The organism is Streptomyces sp. NPDC059355 (assembly GCF_042752335.1).
Taxonomy (GTDB): Bacteria; Actinomycetota; Actinomycetes; order Streptomycetales; family Streptomycetaceae; genus Streptomyces.
Genome location: NZ_JBHYXN010000003.1, coordinates 145,780 through 166,075 on the forward strand (window position 1 = coordinate 145,780; position 20,296 = coordinate 166,075).

Annotated in this window: 15 protein-coding genes; 7 read left to right on the plus strand and 8 right to left on the minus strand. The window is 72.2% G+C overall.

What is annotated here, in order from left to right; all coding sequences use genetic code 11:
- Positions 1 to 74 precede the first annotated feature (74 nt).
- Both ACFXGI_RS04335 and ACFXGI_RS04340 read right to left on the minus strand, forming a co-directional pair.
- A complete protein-coding gene (locus ACFXGI_RS04335) occupies positions 75 to 2,300 on the minus strand; it encodes an ATP-dependent RecD-like DNA helicase (protein ID WP_384703433.1) in 2,226 nt (741 codons plus the stop codon).
- Positions 2,301 to 2,362: 62 nt separating this feature from the next.
- Positions 2,363 to 3,358, minus strand: coding sequence for an aldo/keto reductase (locus ACFXGI_RS04340; RefSeq protein WP_384703064.1), 996 nt, complete (start codon positions 3,356 to 3,358; stop codon positions 2,363 to 2,365).
- Between the two features lie 109 nt (positions 3,359 to 3,467).
- Here ACFXGI_RS04340 and ACFXGI_RS04345 point away from each other — a divergent pair, with 109 nt between their 5' ends.
- Positions 3,468 to 4,517: an LLM class F420-dependent oxidoreductase gene (locus ACFXGI_RS04345; protein WP_030860312.1), complete on the plus strand. Its 1,050-nt coding sequence runs from the start codon at positions 3,468 to 3,470 to the stop codon at positions 4,515 to 4,517.
- Between the two features lie 186 nt (positions 4,518 to 4,703).
- Positions 4,704 to 5,492, plus strand: a complete 789-nt coding sequence (locus ACFXGI_RS04350) for a ferritin-like domain-containing protein (protein ID WP_384703067.1) — start codon at positions 4,704 to 4,706, stop codon at positions 5,490 to 5,492.
- A 12-nt stretch (positions 5,493 to 5,504) separates the two neighbouring features.
- On the opposite strand, the gene ACFXGI_RS04355 is transcribed toward ACFXGI_RS04350, so the two are convergent.
- On the minus strand, positions 5,505 to 6,497 hold the full coding sequence (locus ACFXGI_RS04355) for a magnesium and cobalt transport protein CorA (RefSeq protein ID WP_384703069.1): 993 nt from the start codon (positions 6,495 to 6,497) through the stop codon (positions 5,505 to 5,507).
- A 55-nt stretch (positions 6,498 to 6,552) separates the two neighbouring features.
- Here ACFXGI_RS04355 and ACFXGI_RS04360 point away from each other — a divergent pair, with 55 nt between their 5' ends.
- The 4 genes from ACFXGI_RS04360 to mshC all read left to right on the plus strand — a co-directional run bounded on the left by ACFXGI_RS04360 (position 6,553) and on the right by mshC (position 10,220).
- A complete protein-coding gene (locus ACFXGI_RS04360) occupies positions 6,553 to 7,299 on the plus strand; it encodes a histidine phosphatase family protein (RefSeq protein WP_384703072.1) in 747 nt (248 codons plus the stop codon).
- A gap of 86 nt (positions 7,300 to 7,385) precedes the next feature.
- Complete coding sequence (locus ACFXGI_RS04365; RefSeq protein WP_030157160.1) at positions 7,386 to 7,976, plus strand: DUF3090 domain-containing protein; 591 nt, start codon at positions 7,386 to 7,388, stop codon at positions 7,974 to 7,976.
- Positions 7,940 to 8,869, plus strand: a complete 930-nt coding sequence (locus tag ACFXGI_RS04370; protein WP_384703436.1) for an SCO1664 family protein — start codon at positions 7,940 to 7,942, stop codon at positions 8,867 to 8,869. Before ACFXGI_RS04365 ends, ACFXGI_RS04370 begins: the two co-directional genes overlap by 37 nt.
- A gap of 121 nt (positions 8,870 to 8,990) precedes the next feature.
- A complete protein-coding gene (gene mshC / locus ACFXGI_RS04375) occupies positions 8,991 to 10,220 on the plus strand; it encodes a cysteine--1-D-myo-inosityl 2-amino-2-deoxy-alpha-D-glucopyranoside ligase (protein WP_384703075.1) in 1,230 nt (409 codons plus the stop codon).
- A gap of 64 nt (positions 10,221 to 10,284) precedes the next feature.
- On the opposite strand, the gene ACFXGI_RS04380 is transcribed toward mshC, so the two are convergent.
- The 5 genes from ACFXGI_RS04380 to ACFXGI_RS04400 all read right to left on the minus strand — a co-directional run bounded on the left by ACFXGI_RS04380 (position 10,285) and on the right by ACFXGI_RS04400 (position 16,503).
- On the minus strand, positions 10,285 to 11,265 hold the full coding sequence (locus tag ACFXGI_RS04380; protein WP_384703078.1) for a PAC2 family protein: 981 nt from the start codon (positions 11,263 to 11,265) through the stop codon (positions 10,285 to 10,287).
- A gap of 127 nt (positions 11,266 to 11,392) precedes the next feature.
- Entirely contained in the window at positions 11,393 to 13,000 is a 1,608-nt protein-coding gene (locus tag ACFXGI_RS04385; protein ID WP_384703081.1) for an FAD-dependent oxidoreductase, read from the minus strand.
- 40 nt (positions 13,001 to 13,040) lie between these two features.
- Positions 13,041 to 14,567, minus strand: a complete 1,527-nt coding sequence (gene glpK, locus ACFXGI_RS04390; protein ID WP_384703084.1) for a glycerol kinase GlpK — start codon at positions 14,565 to 14,567, stop codon at positions 13,041 to 13,043.
- A 73-nt stretch (positions 14,568 to 14,640) separates the two neighbouring features.
- Positions 14,641 to 15,423 (minus strand): MIP/aquaporin family protein, encoded by a 783-nt coding sequence (locus ACFXGI_RS04395; protein WP_384703087.1) that lies wholly within the window; start codon positions 15,421 to 15,423, stop codon positions 14,641 to 14,643.
- A 312-nt stretch (positions 15,424 to 15,735) separates the two neighbouring features.
- Positions 15,736 to 16,503 (minus strand): IclR family transcriptional regulator, encoded by a 768-nt coding sequence (locus tag ACFXGI_RS04400; protein WP_384703090.1) that lies wholly within the window; start codon positions 16,501 to 16,503, stop codon positions 15,736 to 15,738.
- Between the two features lie 252 nt (positions 16,504 to 16,755).
- Between ACFXGI_RS04400 and metH the strand changes: the two genes are divergently transcribed.
- Positions 16,756 to 20,268 carry a methionine synthase gene (metH, locus tag ACFXGI_RS04405; protein WP_384703093.1) on the plus strand — a complete coding sequence of 1,171 codons (3,513 nt, stop codon included), beginning with the start codon at positions 16,756 to 16,758 and terminating at the stop codon, positions 20,266 to 20,268.
- The last annotated feature ends 28 nt before the right edge of the window (positions 20,269 to 20,296 follow it).

Sequence of the window (20,296 nt, forward strand, 5' to 3'; positions counted from 1 at the left end):
CACGACACCGCGGCCCCCGTCCCGGAAGGGCGGGGGCCGCGGTGCGTACGGGTCACTCCGGGATCATCGCGGTGTCACTCCGGCTGCTCCTGCGCCGCCGCCACGAGCGCCCGCAGCAGGCCGGTCAGCCGGGTCGTACGCGGCTTCGGCAGCACCCCGGCGACCGCCTGCGGCAACGCCTGGTCGACGCCGTGCACCACGGAAAGGTGCCGCTCCGCCCGCCCGAACGCCGTGTACACCCAGTCCCGGGAGAGGGCCTGCTCGGCGTCCTTGGGCAGCACGACCACCGCGGCCGGCCAGCGCGCGCCGACGGCCTGGTGCGCCGTCACCGCCCAGCCGTGCCGCACCTGCGCCTCCACCCGCTCCTTCGGTACGACGATCCGCGCGCCGGCCGCGTCCAGGTGCAGCCCCTGCGCGTCGGCCGACACCACCCGGGCCGGGACGGCCCGCCCGGGCGCGGGCACGTGCACGACGCGGTCGCCGGGGTCGAAGCCGCCGAACCGGCCGGGGCCCGGGTTCAGCCGCTCCTTGAGGGCCGCGTTGAGCGCCCTCGTACCCGCCGGGCCGCCGTGGCCCGGGGTGATCACCTGGACCGCGTCGGCCGGGATCCCGAAGGCGCGCGGTACGGACTCGGCCACCAGCTGCACGGCGCGGTGGACGGCCTCCCCGGCGGCCTGCACCGGGACGATGACGACCTCCTTGCCGGGGGCGTCGACCTGGTGGAGCTCGCCGATGCCGATGCCCGAGACGAGTTCGCCGATCGGGCCGGGGTCGGGGGTGCGGGAGACCAGCTGCGGGCAGGCGCGGGCCGCCAGGACATCGGCGAACACCCGGCCGGGTCCGGCGGATCCGAGTACACCGGGGTCCCCGGAGAGCACCAGGCGGGCCCCGTCGGGAACGGACTCGACGAGCGCGGCGGCGGTCTCCACGTCCAGCTGCGGGGCGTCGAGGACCACGAGCAGGTCCACGGCGAACTGCCCGTCGGCGTCCCGGCCGGGCCCGGCGGCGCCGGAGAGCAGGTCCGCGACGGTGACGGCGCCGTGCGCCGGGGTGTGCGCGGCCAGGCAGACGCGCAGGCCCTGGTCGCGGGCGGCGGCCAGCAGGGCCAGCGGTTCGGCGCGGGCGGCCTCGCCGCCGGTGTGGGTGACCAGGCCGTGGCCGGAGACGGCGCGGATCAGGTCGGCGCCGGGGCCGGCGGTGGCGGCCTTCTCCCAGTCCGCCGGATCGCCGAAGGTGTTGGCCAGCCGGGCCAGGCCGTCGGCCAGGCTCTCCTCGGCCAGCGCGTAGCCCTCCAGGCCGACGAGCACGCGGACGGGCTGCTCCTCGCCTTCGGCGGCGGGCGGGCCGAGCGGCTCCTGGAAGACGAGGACGGCGCCCTCGCCGATGGCCTGCTCCAGGGACTCGGCGGGGTCCGGGACGCCGTACTGGGCGAGGGCGGCTTCGAGGGTCGGTGCTTCGAGGGCGGTGTGCCCCTTGAGCGCGGCCTGCTCCAGCAGCCAGCCGAGGAGCGAGGCGGCCCGCCGCTCGTCGCCGGGACCCGCGCCCTGGCCGAGCAGGGCACGGGCGAAGCCGTCGGCCTGGGTGGGGCGCACGCCGGCGACGGCGAGGAGCCGCCAGGGGTCGTGGGCGAGCTGCTCGGCGGCGTCCTCGCCGAGGGCGGTGGCGGCCGGGAGGGCCAGTGCCTCGGGGGCGCCGCCGCGGGCGAGCACGGCGCGCACGCCGTCGACTCCCGCGGCGGTCGGGGCCGCGGCCGCGGGTTGGGGGGCCCGGGGGGCGGCCGGAGCCTCCGGGGCCCGGCGGGGGGCGGTGGGGGCCTCGTCGAAGTACACGGGGGAGGGCTTCTCCCCGCTCTCCACGGCCCGTACGGCGGCCAGCAGGTCGGCGGCCTTCCCGCTGAGGTTGGCCCCGGCCTCCACGGGCCCCTGCCGCTCCGCCTTGCGGCGGGCGATGCGCTCCCGCTCCACCTTCTGCGCGGCCAACTCGGCGGCGGCCTCGCTGACCACCGGCTGCGCGGCTTCCTCCGAGCCGCTCGGGGCCGCGGGCTCCGCGGCTTCCTGCGCCGCGCCGGCCTCGTCCTGCGTCGCGCCGGCCTCGTCCTGCGTCGCGCCGGGTGCGACCGCACCGGGGTCGGTGGGCCGGTCGTCCGTCCCGGCTCCTCCTGCGGGGCTTTCCCCCGCCCCGGTTTCCGAGGGTGGGGGCTCGGCCTGACGCCCGGCTTCGCCGGCGCCCTGCGGCTCCGCCGCTCCCGTGCTCCCGGCTTCGCCGGAGGGGGAGTCCTCGGCGCCCTGCGGCTCCACCAGGTCCGGGTCGGGGGCGGGCGTGGGGGCCGCGGAAGCGGCTTGCGCGGCTTGGCGGTCCGTGCTCACAGCGTGCTCCAGTCGTGGTCGGGGTAGCGGTGCACGGGCGCCGACACATCGTCCAGCGCCCGGCAGATCTCCTCCGGAAGAGTAAGCGGCTCCACCGACAACGCCTCGCTGAGCTGCGCGGACGTCCGCGCGCCCACGATCGGCGCGACCACCCCGGGCCGGTCCCGGATCCAGGCCAGAGCCACCTGCAGCGGGGTCACCGCCAGCCCCTGGGCGGCCGTGGCCACCGCGTCCACGATGCCGCCCGCCGCCTCGTCCAGGTACGGGTCCACGAAGCCGGCCATGGTCGGGGAGGCGGCCCGGGAGTCCGCCGGGGTCGTACCGTCCCGGTACTTGCCCGTCAGGACGCCGCGGCCCAGCGGGGAGGAGGGGAGCAGCCCGACGCCCAGGTCCAGGGCCGCGGGCAGGACCTCGCGCTCCACGCCCCGCTGGAGCAGCGAGTACTCCATCTGCGCCGATGCCAGTCGCGTCCGCGCCCCCGGCGCCGCCAGCTGCCACGTCGCCGCCTTCGCCAGCTGCCAGCCCGAGAAGCCGGCCACCCCCGCGTACCGGGCCCGGCCGCTGCTCACGGCCAGGTCCAGCGCTTGGAGGGTCTCCTCCAGCGGGGTCGTCGGGTCGAACGCGTGCACCTGCCACAGGTCGACGTGGTCCGTGCCGAGCCGGGACAGCGAATCGTCCAGCGCGGCCAGGAGGTGCCCGCGCGATCCGTCGACCCGGCGGTCGGCGGCCCGGACCGAGCCCGACTTCGTCGCGATCACCAGGTCACGGCGCGGGACCAGCCCGTCGATCAACTGCCCCAGCAGGTACTCCGCCTCACCGCCCCCGTACACGTCGGCGGTGTCGACGAGCGTCCCGCCCGCCTCCCAGAACGTCTTCAACTGCTCGGCAGCGCCCGACTCGTCCGGACCCTCCGCGGAACGGCCCCAGGTCAGGGTGCCGAGGCCGATCCGGGACACGCGCAGTCCGGTGCGGCCGAGATGCCTCTGCTCCATGACCGCTGAGACTACTGGGGCACTGCCGCGGGAGGCCTTGGCGCGCTACAGTCCCCCGCAGACGTACGTTACTGATCGGTAAACCGGCAACACCGTAAGGGGACGACACATGCGGCTCGGCATCAATCTCGGCTACTGGGGCGCTGGCATGGACGCCGACAACCTGGCCGTGGCCCAGGAGGCGGACCGCCTCGGCTACGACGTCTGCTGGGCGGCGGAGGCCTACGGCTCCGACGCCCCGACCGTGCTCGCCTGGGTCGCCGCCCAGACCGAGCGCATCGACGTCGGCTCCGCGATCCTCCAGATCCCGGCCCGCCAGCCCGCGATGACCGCCATGACGGCCGCCACCCTCGACTCCCTCACCAAGGGCCGCTTCCGGCTCGGCCTCGGCGTCTCCGGCCCCCAGGTCTCCGAGGGCTGGTACGGCGTCAAGTTCGACAAGCCGCTCGCCCGCACCCGCGAGTACGTGGAGATCGTCCGCAAGGCCATGACCCGCGAGCGCCTCAGCTACGAGGGCGAGCACTGGACCCTCCCGCTGCCCGGCGGCCCCGGCAAGCCGATCAAGCTCACCGTGCACCCGGAGCGCGAGCACATCCCGCTCTACATCGCCGCCATCGGGCCCAAGAACCTGGAGCAGACCGGCGAGATCGCCGACGGCGCCCTGCTCATCTTCCCCGCCGCCGAGCACCTGGAAGCCACCGCGCTCACCCACATCCGGGCGGGCCGCGAGAAGGCCGGACTGACCATGGAGGGCTTCGACGTCTGCCCGACGGTCCCGCTGGCCGTCGGCGAGGACGTGACCGCTCTGGCCGACATGTTCCGCCCGTACACCGCCCTGTACGTCGGCGGCATGGGCAGCCGGAAGCAGAACTTCTACAACCAGCTCGCCCAGCGCATGGGCTACGAGAAGGAAGCCGCCGAGATCCAGGACAAGTACCTGGCGGGCGACAAGACGGGCGCGGCCGCGGCCGTCCCGCACTCCCTGATCGACTCGACCACCCTGCTCGGCTCCGTCGAGCGGATCGCGGACGGGATGCGGGCCTACGCCGAGGCCGGGGTCACCACCCTCACGCTCGCCCCGGCCGGTTTCACCCTGGACGAGCGGATCACCGCCCTGCGGGCCGGCACGGAGGCCATGGAGCGCGCCGGCCTGGCGTGAGTCCGGGAGGGGCCTCTGCGGCCGTGGTGGGGGCTCGGGGGTCTTCCCCGCCACGGCCGACACAGGCACAACGCGGGCGGCGCCCTCCGGGTTACGCCCGCGCCCCCACGCCTTCCCGTCGTTCATTCGGCCGAGTGGCGCCACCCCACGGTTGCCGGGCCCCCGGATCGGCCGTTGACTCGATGCATGCTCTCTGCCCGCAGCCTGTTCCAGGAGATCGTCGACAATGACGACTCGTTCCAGCTGTTCTGCTCCATCGCCGCCAGCGGGGAGTCCCAGGGCGGCTGGGAGAACGCCCGGATCGCGGCGCTGGTGCCCGGGGGCATGCGCGAGCTCGCGCCGAAGATCACCCGGCACGGCGCCGACGAGGACAAGCACGGCCGGATCTTCAACGCCCTGCTCCGCAAGCGCGGCCTGCCGCCCGTCCCCGTGCCGCCGGAGACCGACTACACCATGCTGCTGGAGCGGCGCGGCATCGGCCTCGCGCACGAGAAGCTGCGCCGCGACGAGCCGCTGACCGAGGAGGACATCCTCGTCTACCTCGCCCACAGCCGGGTCACAGAGCAGCGCGCCGCCGACCAGATGCTCATGCTCGTCCGGTGGTTCGGGGACCACCCCGAGGTCGGCAGGGCCGTCCGCATGATCAGCCACGACGAGGACAACCACCTCGCCTACTGCCACGAGGAGCTGCTCCGCCTCGTCCGCGCGGGGCACGGCCGGACCGTCCAGCGGGCGCTGCGCGACAGCGCCCTCGCCGAGATCTCCATCTACCGGGACGTGAGCCTCGCCGTCATGGACCACATGGGCCGGCTGCTGCGCTGGCCCGCGCCCAAGGCGGCCGCGCTGGCCGCCGGGATCCGCGCGACGTACGCGTACGAGCGGTTCGCCGGCTGGCACCGGATGATCGGCCTGCGCATGCCGGAGCGGCGCGACGCGCTGGGCGGCGTACCGGTGACCACGCCCGAGTACGCGTGACGCCGCTGCCGGCTACAGCCAGCCGCGGGTCTTGAACAGGCGGTGCAGGCCCAGACAGGCGCCCACCATCACCAGGATCACGACCGGATAGCCCCAGGGCTGCCGCAGCTCCCACATGTGGTCGAAGTTCATCCCGTAGATGCCCGCCACCATCGTCGGGACGGCCGCCATCGCCGCCCACGCCGAGATCTTGCGCATGTCGTCGTTCTGCCGGACGCCCATCTGCGCCAGGTGCGCGGCCAGGGCGTCCGACAGCAGCCGGTCCAGGCCCTCGATGTACTCGCTCGCCTTGGTCAGGTGGTCGGCGACGTCGCGGAAGAACGGCTGCGCGTGCTCGTGCACGAAGGGCACGTTCCCGAAGGCCAGCCGGTCCATCGGCTGGAGCAGCGGGCTCGTCGCCCGGCGGAACTCCAGCACCTGCCGCTTGAAGCCGTAGATCCGGGCGGCGGTGTTCTTGGTGTCCGTGGCCTGCGGAGCGAAGACGTCCGCCTCCACCTCCTCCAGGTCGGCCTGGAGCTCGGCCGCGACCTCGATGTAGTGGTCGACCACCGCGTCGGACACCGCGTACAGCACCGCCGTCGGACCGTGCCGCAGGACCTCCGGCTCGTGCTCCAGCCGGTGGCGTACGGCGCGCAGCGCGGCTCCCTCGCCGTGCCGGACCGTGACCACGAAGGAGTCTCCGATGAAGAGCATCAGCTCGCCCGTGGTCACCGTGTCGGTGTCGTCGTCGTACATGACCGGCTTGAGGACGACGAACAGCGAGTCGTCGTACACCTCCAGCTTGGGGCGCTGGTGCGCGGTCAGCGCGTCCTCCACCGCCAGCCTGTGCAGCCGGAACTCCTTGCTGACGTGCTCGAACTCCTCCTCCGTCGGCTCGTACATGCCGACCCAGAGGAAGGCGTCCCCACTGGCCCGCGCCTCGTCGAGGGCGTCCGAGAGATCCTCGGGCGCAGGAGAGCGGCGGCCGTCCCGGTACATGGCGCAGTCGACTATCACGGACGGCATTCTCCCCCGCCCGCACCCGGCCCGCACGCAGCGGCCACGCCTTAGGCTGAGCGCCATGGCCACGCTGATCCTCGTACGACACGGGCGGTCCACCGCCAACACCGCAGGGCTGCTCGCCGGATGGACGCCGGGAGTGGCCCTTGACGAGCGCGGCGCCGAGCAGGCGGCCGCGCTGCCCGAGCGGCTCGCCGCGGTCCCGCTCGCCGCCGCCGTCACCAGCCCGCTCCAGCGCTGCAAGGAGACCCTCGCCCCGCTGCTCGCCGCGCGCCCGGAACTGGAGCTGCACACCGACGACCGGATCGGCGAATGCCATTACGGGGAATGGTCGAACCGCAAGCTCTCGGAGCTCTCCGACGAACCCCTGATGAAGATCGTCCAGCAGCACCCCTCGGCCGCCGCCTTCCCCGGCGGGGAGTCGATGCGCGCCATGCAGGCGCGCGCCGTGGACGCCGTACGGGAGTGGAACGCGCGGATCGAGGAGGAGCACGGGAGCGACGCCGTCTTCCTGATGTGCTCGCACGGGGACATCATCAAGTCCCTCGTCGCGGACGCCCTGGGCATGCACCTCGACCTCTTCCAGCGCATCCACGTGGACCCCTGCTCGGTCACGGCCGTCCGCTACACGCCGACGCGCCCCTTCCTGCTCCGGCTCGGCGACACCGGGGACTTCGGCTCCCTCGCCCCGCGCCCCGCCCCGGCACCGGACGCCGCGGCCGCCGCCGCGGCGGACACGCTGACCTTCGAGAGCGCGACCGAGGACGGCGGGAACGCCGTCGTGGGGGGCGGTGCGGGCGCGGCTTGATCGAACGGCGCAGTAGGGTGGACTGGCTCAAATAATCGCCGCACCCGTGCAGCACCGCCCCCGCCACCGAGACTTGGAGACTGGACGTGCCCCGTCAGGTGTTCCTCTACGACCCGCCGGACCGCTTCGTGGCGGGCACGGTCGGCCTGCCGGGACGCCGTACGTTCTTCCTGCAGGCCTCCTCCGGCCCCCGCGTCACCAGCGTCTCCCTGGAGAAGACCCAGGTCGCGGCGCTGGCCGAGCGGATGGACGAGCTGCTGGACGAGGTCGTACGGCGCACCGGGGGCAACGCCCCGGTCCCGGCCGTCGCCCCCGCCGAGGCCGCCGACACCGCGCCGCTGGACGTCCCGGTCGACGAGGAGTTCCGCGTCGGCACCATGGCCCTGGCCTGGGACGGCGAGGAACAGCGGATGATCGTCGAGGCGCAGGCGCTGGTGGAGCTCGACGCCGACTCGGAGGAGGACCTCGCCGAAGCGGAGGAGCGACTGCTCCAGGACGAGGAGAACGGCCCGCCGATGCTGCGGGTCCGCCTCACCGGCGCCCAGGCCCGGGCCTTCGCCAAGCGGGCCCTGGACGTGGTCAACGCGGGCCGGCCGCCGTGCCCGCTCTGCAGCCTGCCGCTGGACCCCGAGGGGCACGTCTGCCCGCGCCAGAACGGCTACCGGCGCCAGGCGTGAGCGCCACGGGGGAACTTGAGGAGCTGCTCGCCCGGGGCGAGCTCACGGTCGTCGGCCGGATCCGCGAGGCGTCCAACGCCGTGCTGCTGTGCACGGTGGCGTACGGGGGCGTGAGCGCCGACTGCGTGTACAAGCCCGTCAAGGGCGAGCGCCCGCTGTGGGACTTCCCGGACGGGAACCTGGCCCGGCGCGAGGTCGCCGCCTACCTGGTCTCCGAGGCCACGGGGTGGGGCCTGGTGCCGCCGACCGTGCTGCGCGACGGACCGTACGGCGAGGGCATGGTCCAGCTGTGGATCGAGTCCGGGGGCGACGGGAACGGGGACGGGGCTTCCGGGGACGCCGGGCTCCCGTCCGGGGACGCCGGGCCCCCGTCCGGGGACAGGTCCCCGGACGGGGAGAGCGGCGACGGCAGCGGCCTGCTGGCCCTCGTCGAGGGCGAGGAGGCGGGGGAGGGCTGGAAGCCGGTCGCCCTCGCCGACGTCGGACAGGGCCGCACCGCCCTGCTCGTCCACGCCGACGACCCGCGGCTGCGCCGGCTCGCCGTCCTCGACGCCGTGATCAACAACGGCGACCGCAAGGGCGGCCACCTGCTGCCCGCACCCGGCGGGCGGCTCTACGGCATCGACCACGGCGTGACCTTCCACCGCGAGGACAAGCTGCGCACCCTGCTCTGGGGCTGGGCGGGCGAACCGCTGACCGGCGAGGCGCGCGAGGTGCTCACCGCCCTGGCCGCCCGGCTGGCCGACGGGGAGCCGCTCGCCACCCGGCTGGCCGAACTGATCACCCCGGTCGAGCTGGCCGCCGTACGGGACCGGGTGGCCGATCTGCTGCGCACCGGAGTGCACCCCCAGCCGTCCGGGCAGTGGCCGGCGATCCCCTGGCCGCCCGTCTGAGCAGGCCGGTCGGGGCGGACACCGCTCTGGCACAGATCCGGCCAGACCACAAGACCGCCGATCAAGCCAACAGTGCAGGTCCGGTTCGTTTTCGAAACACACGTCCGGTTAGGCTCGACACATGCATGCCTGGCCCGCTTCTGAGGTCCCCGCTCTTCCTGGCAAGGGCCGCGACCTCCAGATCCACGACACCGCGACCCAGGGGACGATCACCCTCGCCCCCGGTCCCGTCGCCCGTATCTACGTCTGCGGCATCACTCCGTACGACGCGACCCACATCGGTCACGCGGCGACCTACAACGCGTTCGACCTCGTACAGCGCGTGTGGCTCGACACCAAGCGGCAGGTCATCTACGTCCAGAACGTCACGGACGTGGACGATCCTCTGCTGGAGCGGGCACTGCGCGACGGCCAGGACTGGACCGAGCTCGCGGAGCGCGAGACGGCCCTCTTCCGCGAGGACATGACCGCCCTGCGGATGCTGCCGCCGCAGCACTACATCGGCGCCGTCGAGGCCATACCGGGCATCGTGCCGCTGGTGGAGCGGCTGCGCGAGGCCGGCGCCGCGTACGACCTGGACGGCGACGTCTACTTCTCGGTGGAGTCCGACGCCAACTTCGGCGCCGTCTCCCACCTCGACGCCGAGGCGATGCGGCTGCTGTCCGCGGAGCGCGGCGGCGACCCGGAGCGCCCGGGCAAGAAGAACCCGCTGGACCCGATGCTGTGGATGGCCGCCCGTCCGGGCGAGCCGAGCTGGGACGGCGGCTCGCTGGGCCGCGGCCGGCCCGGCTGGCACATCGAGTGCGTCGCCATCGCCCTGGACCACCTGGGCATGGGCTTCGACATCCAGGGCGGCGGCTCCGACCTGGTGTTCCCGCACCACGAGATGGGCGCTTCGCACGCGCAGGTGCTGACGGGCGAGTTCCCGATGGCCAAGGCCTACGTGCACGCGGGCATGGTCGCGCTGCACGGCGAGAAGATGTCGAAGTCGAAGGGCAACCTGGTCTTCGTCTCCGCGCTGCGGCGCGCCGGGGTGGATCCGGCGGCGATCCGCCTCGCGCTGCTCTCGCACCACTACCGGGCCGACTGGGAGTGGACGGACGAGGTCCTGGAGCAGGCGGTGGCCCGCCTGGAGCGCTGGCGCGCGGCCGTGTCCCGCCCGGACGGCCTCCCGGCCGACGCCCTCGTCGAGGAGGTCCGCGAGGCCCTGGCGAACGACCTGGACGCCCCGGCCGCCCTGGCGGCCGTGGACCGCTGGGCGGACGCCCAGAACGCCTCCGACGGGGACGACGAGTCCGCGCCGGGCCTGGTCTCGCGCACGGTCGACGCCCTCCTGGGCGTGGCCCTGTAAGGCACCGCGGTTGAAACCGCCGATGCCCCCCGACCGTCCGGTCGGGGGGCATCGGCGGTTTCGGCTACGCCTCGGGGGCGTCATCCTCGCCGGGCTCGGTGTCGGCCCCCGGCTCGGGGTCCGGCGTGCGCTTGGGCGGGCGGGTCAGGCCGCTGCTCGTATCGCGCAGGTACGAGCCGTCGCCCGGCTCGGCCGAGGGGGCCGCCGGGTCACGGCGGCGCAGGTACCGCTCGAACTCCCGGGCGATGGCGTCGCCCGAGGCCTCCGGCAGGTCCGCCGTGTCCCGCGCCTCCTCCAGCGTCTGGACGTACTCCGCCACCTCGCTGTCCTCAGCGGCCAGTTGGTCCACGCCGAGCTGCCACGCCCGCGCGTCCTCCGGGAGTTCGCCCAGCGGGATCCGGATGTCGATCAGGTCCTCCAGCCGGTTCAGCAGGGCCAGCGTCGCCTTCGGGTTCGGCGGCTGCGAGACGTAGTGCGGCACCGCCGCCCACAGCGAGACCGCGGGGACGCCCGCGTGGGTGCAGGCCTCCTGCAGGATGCCCACGATCCCCGTCGGTCCCTCGTACTTGGTCTCCTCCAGGTCCATCGTCCGAGCCAGGTCCGCGTCCGAGGTGACCCCGCTGACCGGCACCGGCCGGGTGTGCGGGGTGTCCCCGAGCAGCGCGCCCAGGATCACGACCATCTCCACGCCCAGTTCGTGCGCGAAGCCGAGGATCTCGTTGCAGAACGACCGCCACCGCATGGACGGTTCGATGCCCCGCACGAGCACGAGGTCACGCGGCTTCGCGCCGCCGATCCGCACCACCGACAGCCTCGTCGTCGGCCATGTGATCTTCCGTACCCCGTTGTCCAGCCACACCGTCGGCCGGTTGACCTGGAAGTCGTAGTAGTCCTCGGCGTCCAGTGCCGCGAAGACCTCGCCCTTCCACTCCCGGTCCAGGTGCGCGACCGCACCGGAGGCCGCGTCACCCGCGTCGTTCCAGCCCTCGAACGCGGCCACCATGACCGGGTCGATCAGCTCGGGCACGCCCTCAAGCTCGATCACCCAGGTCTCCTTCCGAAGTTCCCTTGCGTACGTGGGCCAGCCTAAGCCTTGAGGGGACACCGGCCACAGCCCACGACAGAGGGGCGGTTCCCCTCGGAACCGCCCCTCTTCCCCACCTGCGTACGAGCTATGCCTTGCGGCCCAGCATCTCCTGGACCCGCGCGCGCACGGAGTCGTCGTCGAGGCCGCGGACCGTCACCGTGGTGCGGCGGCGCAGCACGTCGTCGACCGTCTCGGCCCACTCGTTGTCACGGGCGTAGGCGACCTGCGCCCAGATCTCCGGGCCGTCCGGGTGGATCCGCTCGGCCAGCGCCTGGTCCTCGTTCGCGAGGCGCGCGATGTCGAAGGCCAGCGAGCCGTAGTGCGAGGCCAGGTGGCGGGCGGTGAGCGGGTCCATCCGCGTGCCGGGCTCGCGGTCCACCAGGAGGCGGTGCGCGACGGCGTTCGGGTTGGCGACACCGGGCAGCGGCACGCGGCGTACGAGCGACTTCACCGGCTCCATGTCGTCGGTGAGCGGGCTGCCGGGCAGCTTGGCCAGCTTGTCCATGACCACGCGGCCGATGTGCCGGTACGTCGTCCACTTGCCGCCGGCCACCGACAGCATGCCGCCGGCGCCCTCGGAGACGACGGTCTCGCGCTTGGCCTTCTCGACGCCGCCGGGGCCGCCGGGCAGCACCCGCAGGCCGGCGAAGGCGTACGTCATCAGCGAGCGGTCCAGGTCGGCGTCCTTCACCGAGAAGGCCGCCTCGTCCAGGATCTGCTGGATGTCGGCCTCGGTGGCGCGCACGTCCGCCGGGTCGCCCTCGTACACCTCGTCGGTGGTGCCGAGCAGCAGCTGGTCCTCCCAGGGGAGGGCGAAGGTGATGCGGTACTTGTCGATCGGGGTGGCCATGGCGGCCTTCCACGGCGACTTGCGCTTCATGACGATGTGCGCGCCCTTGGAGAGGCGGATCGACGGCATCGAGTGCTTGTCTTCCATGCGCCGCAGGTGGTCCACCCACGGGCCGGTGGCGTTGAGCACGACGCGTGCGTCGACGCCGAACTCGGTGCCGTCGAGGCGGTCCTTGAGCTCGGCACCGGTGACCCGGCCGCGCGTCGTGCGCAGGCCGGTGACCTCGGCGTGGTTGAGGACGACGGCGCCCGACTCGACGGCCGCGCGGACCGTCATGACGGCGACGCGGGAGTCGTTCATCTGGTGGTCGTAGTAGACCGCGACGGCCTTGAGGTTGTCCGTCTTCAGACCCGGGTTGTCGGCGGCGGCACGGGCCGGGGATATGACCTTGCCCATGCCGTCGCCGAAGGCCGAGAGGGCGGAGTAGGCGAAGACGCCCGCGCCCAGCTTGGCCGCACCGACCGGTCCGCCCTTGTAGACCGGCAGGTAGAAGGTGAGCGGGTTGACCAGGTGCGGGGCCACGTCCTTGGCCAGCACCCGGCGCTCGTGGTGGTTCTCGGCGACCAGCTTGACCGCGCCGGTCTGCAGGTAGCGCAGACCGCCGTGGACGAGCTTGGAGGAGGCCGAGGAGGTGGCGCCGGCGAAGTCGCCGGCGTCCACCATGGCGACCCGCAGACCCGACTGCGCGGCGTGCCAGGCCACCGAGGTGCCCAGGATTCCACCGCCGATGACCAGCAGGTCGTACGTGGCCTTGGCCAGCTGCTCACGGGTCTCGGCGCGGCTCGCGTTGGAACCGGCGGTCGGGTGCGTACCCAGCGTGGGAACGCTCTGCGGGTTGCTCATATCTCTCTTAGCTCCTCGTCGATTGACTCAGCTGGTGCGGTCAGCTGGCGTCTTCGTCGTCGACCCAGCCCATGGACCGCTCCACGGCCTTGAGCCAGCTCTTGTACTCGCGGTCCCGCTGTTCGGCGGGCATCCGCGGGGTCCACTCCGCCGCGCGGCGCCAGTTGGCGCGCAGGGCGTCGGTGTCGGGCCAGAAGCCGACGGCCAGGCCGGCGGCGTAGGCGGCGCCGAGGCAGGTGGTCTCCGCGACCATGGGACGGACCACGGGGGCGTCCACGAAGTCGGAGAGGGTCTGCATCAGCAGGTTGTTGGAGGTCATGCCGCCGTCGACCTTGAGGGCCGCGAGCTCGACGCCCGAGTCCTTGGTCATGGCGTCGGTGATCTCGCGGGTCTGCCAGGCGGTGGCCTCCAGGACGGCACGGGCGATGTGCGCCTTGGTGACGTACCGGGTGAGGCCGGCGATCACACCGCGGGCGTCGGAGCGCCAGTACGGGGCGAACAGGCCGGAGAAGGCCGGCACGAAGTAGGCGCCGCCGTTGTCCTCGACCGAGAGCGCGAGCGTCTCGATCTCGGCCGCGGTTTTGATCATGCCCATCTGGTCGCGCATCCACTGGACGAGCGAGCCGGTGACGGCGATGGAGCCCTCCAGCGCGTAGACCGGCTTCTGGTCGCCGATCTTGTAGCCGACCGTGGTCAGCAGGCCGCTGTAGGAGTTGATGACCTTGTCGCCGGTGTTCATCAGCATGAACGTGCCGGTGCCGTACGTGGACTTGGCCTCGCCCTCGGCGAAGCAGGTCTGGCCGAAGAGGGCGGCCTGCTGGTCACCGAGCGCCGAGGCGACGGGGACACCGGCGAGGACGCCTTCCTTGACGTGGCCGTAGACCTCGGCGGAGGACTTGATCTCGGGGAGGATGTCGGTCGGGACCTCCATCGACTCCGCGATCTTCGGGTCCCACTCCAGGGTGTGCAGGTTCATCAGCATGGTGCGCGAGGCGTTGGTGACGTCGGTGACGTGCACACCGCCCTCGGCGCCACCGGTGAGGTTCCAGATGACCCAGGAGTCCATGGTGCCGAAGAGGATGTCACCGGCTGCGGCGCGCTCGCGCAGGCCCTCGACGTTGTCGAGCAGCCAGCGGGCCTTCGGGCCGGCGAAGTAGCTCGCCAGCGGCAGGCCGGTCTCGCGGCGGAAGCGGTCCTGGCCGACGTTGCGGCCGAGCTCCTTGCAGAGGGCGTCGGTGCGGGTGTCCTGCCAGACCAGCGCGTTGTGCACCGGCAGGCCGGTGTTCTTGTCCCACAGGACGGTGGTCTCGCGCTGGTTGGTGATGCCGACGGCCTTGACGTCGGCGGCGGTGATCTCGGCCTTGGCGATGGCGCCGGCGACGACCTCCTGGACGTTGGTCCAGATCTCGGTGGCGTCGTGCTCGACCCAGCCCGGCTTCGGGAAGATCTGCTCGTGCTCCTTCTGGTCGACGGCGACGATGCGGCCGTCGCGGTCGAAGACGATGCAGCGGGAGGAGGTGGTGCCCTGGTCGATCGCGGCGATGAAGGGGCCGGTGCTGCTGGTCATGTGGCTGCTCCTGGCAGGTCTGGGTAGGCGGAATCAGGGGCGGTGCGGATCTTGCGAAACGTGCCGAGGCTGATCAGGCGAACGCGAGGTTGTACAGACCACCGGCGAGGGCGGCACCGACGAGCGGGCCGACCACCGGGATCCAGGAGTATCCCCAGTCGGAGCCGCCCTTGTTGGGAAGCGGCAGCAGGGCGTGGACGATGCGCGGGCCGAGGTCGCGGACCGGGTTGATGGCGTAGCCGGTCGGACCGCCGAGCGAGAGGCCGATGCCGACGACGACGAAGGAGGTGATCAGGACGCCGATGACGCCGAGGCCCTTGCCGTTGTCCTGCAGGCCCTGGGTCAGGATCGCCAGGACCAGGACGGCCGTGCCGATGATCTCGGTCGTGAGGTTCTGGACGACGTTGCGGATCTCGGGGCCGGTGGAGAAGACACCGAGCACCGGACCGGCCTGGTCGTGCGGGTGCGGGTCCTCGGGGCCGAGCGTGGCGTCACGGATGTGCTCCGGGTCCGCGAGGTGCACGCGGAACTGGCCGTAGTAGGTGACCCACATGAGGACCGCGCCGAGCATGGCGCCGAGGAGCTGGCCGGCGAAGTAGACCGGAACGTTGCTCCAGTCGCCGTTCTTGATGGCCAGGCCGACGGTGACCGCCGGGTTGAGGTGCGCGCCGGAGAGCGGGGCGGCAACGTAGGCGGCGATCAGAACGGCGAAGCCCCAGCCGAACGTGATCGAGAGCCAGCCTGCGTTCCGTGCCTTGGAGCTCTTGAGCGTGACGGCGGCGCAGACGCCACCGCCGAGCAGGGTGAGCAGGGCGGTACCGATGGTCTCGCCGATGAAGATGTCGGAGGTGGACACCCGCGACTCCTTTGTCTTGCAGGGGTGGGCGGACACCGGGTCCCGTCCGGTGGTCCGCGCACTCGGTGAGTGGTTCACCGGTCCTTGGCCTTGCCACAGCCTAACGCGTATTGCCGGTAGGTGTTCGACAATGCCGACCGATGAACGGCAGTTTTCATCCCAGGTGAAGAACGCGTCAAGGGTTGGCCAGGCCAAAGTGTCGGATCGTTACCACTAGGTGCGATCAGCCAAACCCAGCCATCAGGTGGCCGGGATATGGCGAAAAGAGGGCAGAAAGCGGCCAGGGAGTGGCCGAAAACGCGCTGAAGGGGTCTAGAACCGGCCCGCGCCGAGATCGCGTGAAACAGCACGCGCACAGTCCCGTACGGACGCCACGAGGCTCGCACGGGGCTCCCCGGACTCCCCGCACACCCGCTCCACGGCCCCCGCGACCGCCACCGCGCCCACCGGCATCCGGCGCCGGTCGTGGATCGGCGCCGCCACCGAGGCGATGCCGTCCCACGTCTCCTCGACGTCCGCGGCCCAGCCGCGCGCCCGGGTCAGGTCGAGGATCTCCTCGAAGCCCGCGCCGTCGGTGACCGTCCGGGGCGTGAACGCCTCGCGGTCCGCCTCCATCACCTCCGTATGGGCGACGGGGTCGTACGCGGAGAGCACCTTGCCCAGCGCCGTCGAGTGCAGCGGCTGCATCGCCCCCACCTCCAGCACCTGGCGGCTGTCGTCCGGGCGGAACACGTGGTGCATGATCAGCACCCCGCTCTTGTGGAGCACGCCCACGTACACGCTCTCGCCGCTCGCCCGGGCCAGATCATCCGTCCAGACCAGCGCGCGGGCGCGCAGCTCGTGGACGTCCAGATAGCTGTTGCCCAGGCGCAGCAGCTCCGCGCCCAGCTGGTAGCGGCCCGAGGCGGGGTCCTGCTCCACGAAGCCCTCGGCCTGCAGCGTGCGCAGGATCCCGTGGGCCGTGCCCTTGGCCAGGCCCAGGGAACTGGCCACGTCCGAGAGGCCCAGCCGGCGCTCGCCGCCCGCCAGGAGTCGCAGCATCGCAGCGGCTCGTTCGAGCGACTGGATGTTCCGTGCCATCGCGCAGCCTCCTGCTGACGTAGTTCGACAATGCCGAACAGTACCGGCCCATGCCGACCTTCCGCATGGTTGGGCAACTGTTCAAGCCTCCGTCGACCAGGACACCCCTGGTAGACCCCCGCGCACAGAATGCAGTCCGCCACGTGGGACAGCCTCACCGGGGCAGGTGCTGCGCGGTTACCCTGACCGCGTGCACCCTTGACACAGCGAGGGTGCAAAGCCGACAGCCGTCGCATCCCAGGGAGCACAACCATGGCCTCGTTGCCGAACCCGCCCGCTGACACCCAGACCCGGGCCGATGCCCTCCGGGAGGCGCTCGCGACCCGCGTGGTCGTCGCCGACGGAGCCATGGGAACGATGCTCCAGGCGCAGGACCCCTCCATGGAGGACTTCCAGCAGCTCGAAGGCTGCAACGAGGTGCTGAACGCCACCCGCCCCGACATCGTGCGCTCCGTCCACGACGCGTACTTCGCGGTGGGTGTGGACTGCGTCGAGACCAACACCTTCGGTGCGAACTTCGCGGCGCTCGCCGAGTACGACATCCCCGAACGCAACTTCGAGCTGTCGGAGTCCGGAGCCCGCATCGCCCGCGAGGTCGCCGACGAGTACACCGCCCGGACCGGACAGCAGCGCTGGGTCCTCGGCTCCATGGGCCCCGGCACCAAGCTTCCCACCCTGGGCCACATCGACTACGCGACGATCCGCGACGCCTACCAGGTCAACGCCGAGGGCCTGATCTCCGGCGGGGCCGACGCCCTGCTCGTCGAGACCACCCAGGACCTCCTGCAGACCAAGTCCTCCGTCATCGGCGCCCGCCGCGCCATGGAGGCACTCGGCGTCTCCGTCCCGCTGATCTGCTCCGTCACCGTCGAGACCACCGGCACCATGCTGCTGGGCTCCGAGATCGGCGCCGCGCTCACCGCGCTGGAGCCGCTCGGCATCGACATGATCGGCCTGAACTGCGCCACCGGCCCCGCCGAGATGAGCGAGCACCTGCGCTACCTGGCCCGCAACGCGCGCATCCCGCTCTCCTGCATGCCCAACGCCGGCCTGCCCGTCCTCGGCAAGAACGGCGCGCACTACCCGCTGTCCGCCCCCGAGCTCGCCGACGCCCAGGAGACCTTCGTCCGCGAGTACGGGCTCTCCCTCGTCGGCGGCTGCTGCGGCACGACGCCGGAGCACCTGCGCCAGGTCGTCGAGCGGGTCCGCGGGCTCAGCCCGGCCGTCCGCGAGCCCCGCCCGGAGCCGGGCGCGTCCTCGCTCTACCAGACCGTCCCGTTCCGCCAGGACACCGCGTACATGGCGATCGGCGAGCGGACGAACGCGAACGGCTCGAAGAAGTTCCGCGAGGCCATGCTCGACGCCCGCTGGGACGACTGCGTCGAGATGGCCCGCGACCAGATCCGCGAGGGCGCGCACATGCTCGACCTCTGCGTGGACTACGTCGGCCGCGACGGCGTCGCCGACATGAAGGAGCTCGCCGGCCGCTTCGCCACGGCCTCGACGCTGCCGATCGTCCTGGACTCCACCGAGGTCCCCGTGCTCCAGGCGGGCCTGGAGAAGCTGGGCGGCCGCGCCGTCATCAACTCGGTGAACTACGAGGACGGCGACGGCCCCGACTCCCGCTTCGCGAAGGTCACCCGGCTGGCCCGCGAGCACGGCGCCGCGCTGATCGCGCTGACCATCGACGAGGAGGGCCAGGCCCGTACCGTCGAACACAAGGTCGCCATCGCCGAGCGCCTGATCGGCGACCTGACCGGCAACTGGGGCATCAACGAGTCGGACATCCTCATCGACACGCTGACCTTCACCATCTGCACCGGCCAGGAGGAATCCCGCAAGGACGGCATCGCGACGATCGAGTCGATCCGCGAGCTCAAGCGCCGCCACCCCGACGTCCAGACCACGCTCGGCCTGTCCAACATCTCCTTCGGCCTGAACCCGGCCGCCCGCGTCCTGCTGAACTCGGTCTTCCTCGACGAGTGCGTCAAGGCCGGCCTGGACTCGGCGATCGTCCACGCCTCCAAGATCCTGCCCATCGCGCGCTTCGACGAGGAGCAGGTCACCACCGCCCTCGACCTGGTCTACGACCGGCGCGCCGAGGACTACGACCCGCTCCAGAAGCTGATGGCCCTCTTCGAGGGCGTCAACACCAAGTCCCTCAAGGCCGGCCGCGCCGAGGAGCTCATGGCGCTCCCGCTCGACGAGCGGCTCCAGCGCCGCATCATCGACGGCGAGAAGAACGGCCTGGAGGCCGACCTCGACGAGGCCCTGCAGACCCGCCCCGCCCTCGACATCGTCAACGACACCCTCCTGGAGGGCATGAAGGTCGTCGGCGAGCTCTTCGGCTCCGGCCAGATGCAGCTGCCCTTCGTGCTCCAGTCCGCCGAGGTCATGAAGACCGCGGTCGCCTTCCTCGAACCGCACATGGAGAAGACCGACGACGAGGGCAAGGGCACCATCGTGCTCGCCACCGTCCGCGGCGACGTCCACGACATCGGCAAGAACCTCGTCGACATCATCCTCACCAACAACGGCTACAACGTCGTGAACATCGGCATCAAGCAGCCGGTCTCCGCGATCCTCGAAGCCGCGCAGGAGCACAAGGCCGACGTCATCGGCATGTCCGGCCTGCTCGTGAAGTCGACCGTGATCATGAAGGAGAACCTGGAGGAGCTCAACCAGCGCAAGCTGGCGGCCGACTACCCGGTGATCCTCGGCGGCGCCGCCCTCACCCGCGCCTATGTCGAACAGGACCTCCACGAGATCTACGAGGGCGAGGTCCGCTACGCCCGCGACGCGTTCGAGGGCCTGCGCCTGATGGACGCCCTGATCGCCGTCAAGCGCGGCGTGCCCGGCGCCTCCCTGCCCGAGCTCAAGCAGCGCCGCGTCGCCAAGCGGGACACGCCCGCCCTCCAGGTCGAGGAGCCCGAGGAGAAGGGCGGCCGCTCCGACGTCGCCGTCGACAACCCGGTCCCCACCCCGCCGTTCTGGGGCACCCGCGTGGTCAAGGGCATCCCGCTGAAGGACTACGCCTCCTGGCTGGACGAGGGCGCGCTGTTCAAGGGCCAGTGGGGCCTCAAGCAGGCCCGCGCCGGCGGGGCCACGTACGAGGAGCTCGTGGAGGGCGAGGGCCGGCCGCGGCTGCGCGGCCTCCTCGACAAGCTGCACACCGAGAACCTGCTCGAGGCCGCGGTGGTCTACGGGTACTTCCCCTGCGTCTCCAAGGGCGAGGACCTGATCATCCTCGACGACGACGGGAACGAGCGGACCCGCTTCACCTTCCCGCGCCAGCGCCGCGGCCGGCGCCTGTGCCTGGCCGACTTCTTCCGCCCGGAGGAGTCCGGCGAGACCGACGTGGTCGGCCTCCAGGTGGTCACCGTCGGGTCCAGGATCGGCGAGGCCACGGCCAAGCTGTTCGAGTCCGACTCGTACCGCGAGTACCTGGAGCTGCACGGCCTGTCGGTCCAGCTCGCCGAGGCCATGGCCGAGTACTGGCACGCCCGCGTCCGAGCCGAGCTCGGCTTCGGCGGCGAGGACCCGGCCGCCGTGGAGGACATGTTCGACCTGAAGTACCGCGGCGCGCGCTTCTCGCTGGGCTACGGGGCCTGCCCCGACCTGGAGGACCGCGCCAAGATCGCCGACCTCCTCCGGCCGGAGCGGATCGGCGTCCACCTCTCCGAGGAGTTCCAGCTCCACCCGGAGCAGTCCACCGACGCGATCGTCATCCACCACCCCGAAGCGAAGTATTTCAACGCACGCTGACGCGGACCGACGTACACTTGTCGGTCCC